The following is a 2,871-nucleotide window of genomic DNA, read 5'->3' on the forward strand; positions in this document are numbered from 1 at the left end:
TGCCACGACGGTGCAGCCGTCGGTGGGGCGCCACGCCCCGGGCACCCCGTCCGGCGTGTAGACCGGCGACGCGTCCGCGCCGTCGTTCAGCCGCTGGGACCGGTAGGCACCCATCACCGTGGACGCGAGCGTCTGCTCGGCGCTGGTGACGGTGTCGGTCCCGTGCCGGGACGCGTACGCCGCGTCGATGCGCGCCGACTGTCCGGCGAACAGCTCCTTGAGGAGGTCTCGCGCGACCAGCCCGACGGCCAGGTCGTCGTCGACCCCCTTGGCGGTGTCGACGGCGATCGTGAAGTAGCCGTTGAAACCCGACCCGGTCAGGCCCTGCTTCGCCCACCGGGCCGAGTTCATCGTGTCGAAGATCGCGGCATGCACGATCGCGTCGGCGCGCGCCAGCACCGTCGGCCCGTCGTTCGAGGCGGCGTGGAGTTCCAGCAGAAGGTCGTTCCAGTAGTAGACGGTGCCTGCGGTCGACGCCAGGACGGCGGGCGGCGACGGCTTGGGGGTAGGCAGCTGCGACGCAGCCGCGCTGGAGGCGGTCACTGTCGTGCTCAGGACGGCGACGACAGCGACGAGCATCGCTGTGAACCGGTGTCTCATGGTGACTCCTTGGAGGGATCGTCGGCTCCCGGCTGGGGCGCCGGGCACCGATCGTGATCTCTCCTGTGAGCCCGCTGGAAGGTTCCCGGACATTTCCGGACGAACCCGGATGCTGCCCGTCAGCGTCGGACGCACTCGCGGACATACCTCCGCAGCAGCTCGTGCAGTGCGTACCGTCCTCGGCCGACGGGGACCAGGGCATGGCACGCGACCAGCTGCTCGAGGAGGTGCGGCGCGTCCCGGCCGACGAGCCAGAGGTCGGCGGCGGCGAACGCGCGGCGGCGGCCGGCGGCCATCGCGACGACCAGGTCCCGTGCGCGCTCGGGCAGGGACCCGTACCAGCTGGCGAACACCTGCCGCACGGGGCAGCTCTCGTCCGGCCGGGACAGCACGGCAAAGTGCTGCCCGCGCTCCAGCCGGGATCGCAGCGTCCGCAGGCTCCGGTCGGGCCGGTCCGACAGCCAGGCGGCTGCAGCACGCAGCAGGAGAGGGGAGGCGCCACAGAGGCGGACCACGTCGGCCACGAGCGGGTCGCCCCGATCGGCACCCGTCAGGGTCACGAGCAACGACTCCCCGGCTGCCGGCTCGAGCGAACCGACAGTGACGAGCCTCCCGCCTGCCTGGACCGCGAGGTCGTCGAGCCGGTGCCGGCTCGTCACCACGACGGAGCACAGCGGTCCCCCGGGGAGCAGGGGCAGCACCTGGGCGGCGTCTGCGGCGTCGTCGAGCACGATGAGGGTGCGGCGGGCGTACACGGTCGACCGGAACCTGGCGAGACACGCCTCGTCCCCGCTGTGGAGGTCGGCCTCGGTGGCACCCATCGCCCGGAGGAACTCGCGTGCCACCTGGGCGGGCGCGACCTTGTCTCCCTTGCGTGCCCGCAGGTCGAAGTACAGGTGCCCGTCCGGGTAGCGGAGCCGCCTGCGGTGCGCCCAGCGCAGGACCAGCGCGGTCTTGCCCACACCGGCGGCGCCCGTCACGACGACGGGCGACCCGGACGCCTGCTGAGCCAGCCCGTCCAGCCGCACGAGCTCGAGATCGCGACCGGGCAGGTCTCCGACGTCCGGCGGCAGCAGGGTCACGTGATGCCGCTCCGCCACGGGCACCAGGGCGCCGACGACGCGCCGCCACGCCGCCTCCCACGCGCCGGCCGACGCCGGGTCGACGCCGCAGGCCCGGACGATCCGTCGCACGACGTCGAGCGACGGCGGACGCCGACGGTCCGGACGCAGCGCGTCCGCCAACGTGCTGCGCGGGACGCCGGTCCGGCGCCGCAGCTCCTCGAACGAAGGGTTCCCTGTCCAGGTCTTGAGCTCTCGAAGGCGGGTCGCGAGGTCCGCAACGGTGCGGACCGACCGCGGGTCTGGAGTGACCGAGATGTCCAACAAAGGATCCTCCATGGCTCTATCAAGTCGAAGCACAGGGTGAACCTTCGCAGGTTAGCGATGTAGCACGGCTGTTCCATAGTGACCAGTCGTAACTTTCCGGGCAGACTTCGGGGAGAACCCAGGAAGATCCCAGGTGGGCGCACTATTTGGCGGATCGTCCGGGGTCATCCGGGGTCGTCCGGCGATCTTCCGGTGAGAAGCGCAGTGGGCAAAAGTTTCACCACACCCCGCCCAAGCACAGCGGCGGGCCCTGAAGGAGGAACGCATGCCACGACGCATCGCAGCGGCAACAGCCGCTGTGCTCGCAGCCCTGGCGACGAGCTTCGTCGCTCCCCACGTCGCCGAGGCAGCGCCGGTCGCGCCCACAGCGGTGGTCGCCACGACCACTTCCGGAGGCACCAGCCCGGACACGGTCTACTACTGGAACCAGGTGCTGCTCGACCTGCACGCCGGGTCCACCGCGGGACCGACGGTCCTGGCACGCGCAGACGCGATCGTGCACGCCGCGATCCACGACACGATCAACTCCGCGTGGTGGAGCTACGCCTCGCAGAAGGAGACAGTGATCAAGGGGTACCGCAACTACCTGGGCGGATCCTTCTTCTACGCGTCGCCGTCCGTCAACGGGGACCTCGCGACAGGCATGGTCGCGCGAGACCTCCTCAAGGACCTGTTCCCGGGCCAGTCGGCGACGATCGACGCCGCCTTCACCGCGCGCCACCAGCCGCCCCTCTTCATCGAGAGCGAGGAGGCCCTGGCGGCGGATGTCGTCGCCGCGTACCGCGCGGACCGGCTGAACGACGGCGCGGACGCGTCACCGGTCTACACGCCGGACGGGGTGCCGGGGGCGTGGCGGCCCACGGACGGGTGCACGGTGGTGGCG

At 71.4% G+C, this 2,871-nt stretch carries 3 protein-coding genes; 1 reads left to right on the forward strand and 2 read right to left on the reverse strand.

Features of this window, described 5'->3' with window-relative positions; genetic code table 11:
- Both D1350_RS23360 and D1350_RS23365 read right to left on the reverse strand, forming a co-directional pair.
- Window positions 1–600 (reverse strand): hypothetical protein (locus D1350_RS23360; RefSeq protein ID WP_206074659.1); only part of this gene is annotated, 600 nt, incomplete at its 3' end.
- A gap of 119 nt (window positions 601–719) precedes the next feature.
- Complete coding sequence (locus tag D1350_RS23365) at window positions 720–1,985, reverse strand: helix-turn-helix domain-containing protein (protein ID WP_164545303.1); 1,266 nt, start codon at window positions 1,983–1,985, stop codon at window positions 720–722.
- A 268-nt stretch (window positions 1,986–2,253) separates the two neighbouring features.
- Between D1350_RS23365 and D1350_RS23370 the strand changes: the two genes are divergently transcribed.
- The coding region (locus tag D1350_RS23370) for a hypothetical protein (protein WP_206074660.1) at window positions 2,254–2,871 on the forward strand (618 nt) is incomplete at its 3' end.

This window comes from Antribacter gilvus (genome assembly GCF_003946865.1).
Lineage (GTDB): Bacteria > Actinomycetota > Actinomycetes > Actinomycetales > Cellulomonadaceae > Antribacter > Antribacter gilvus.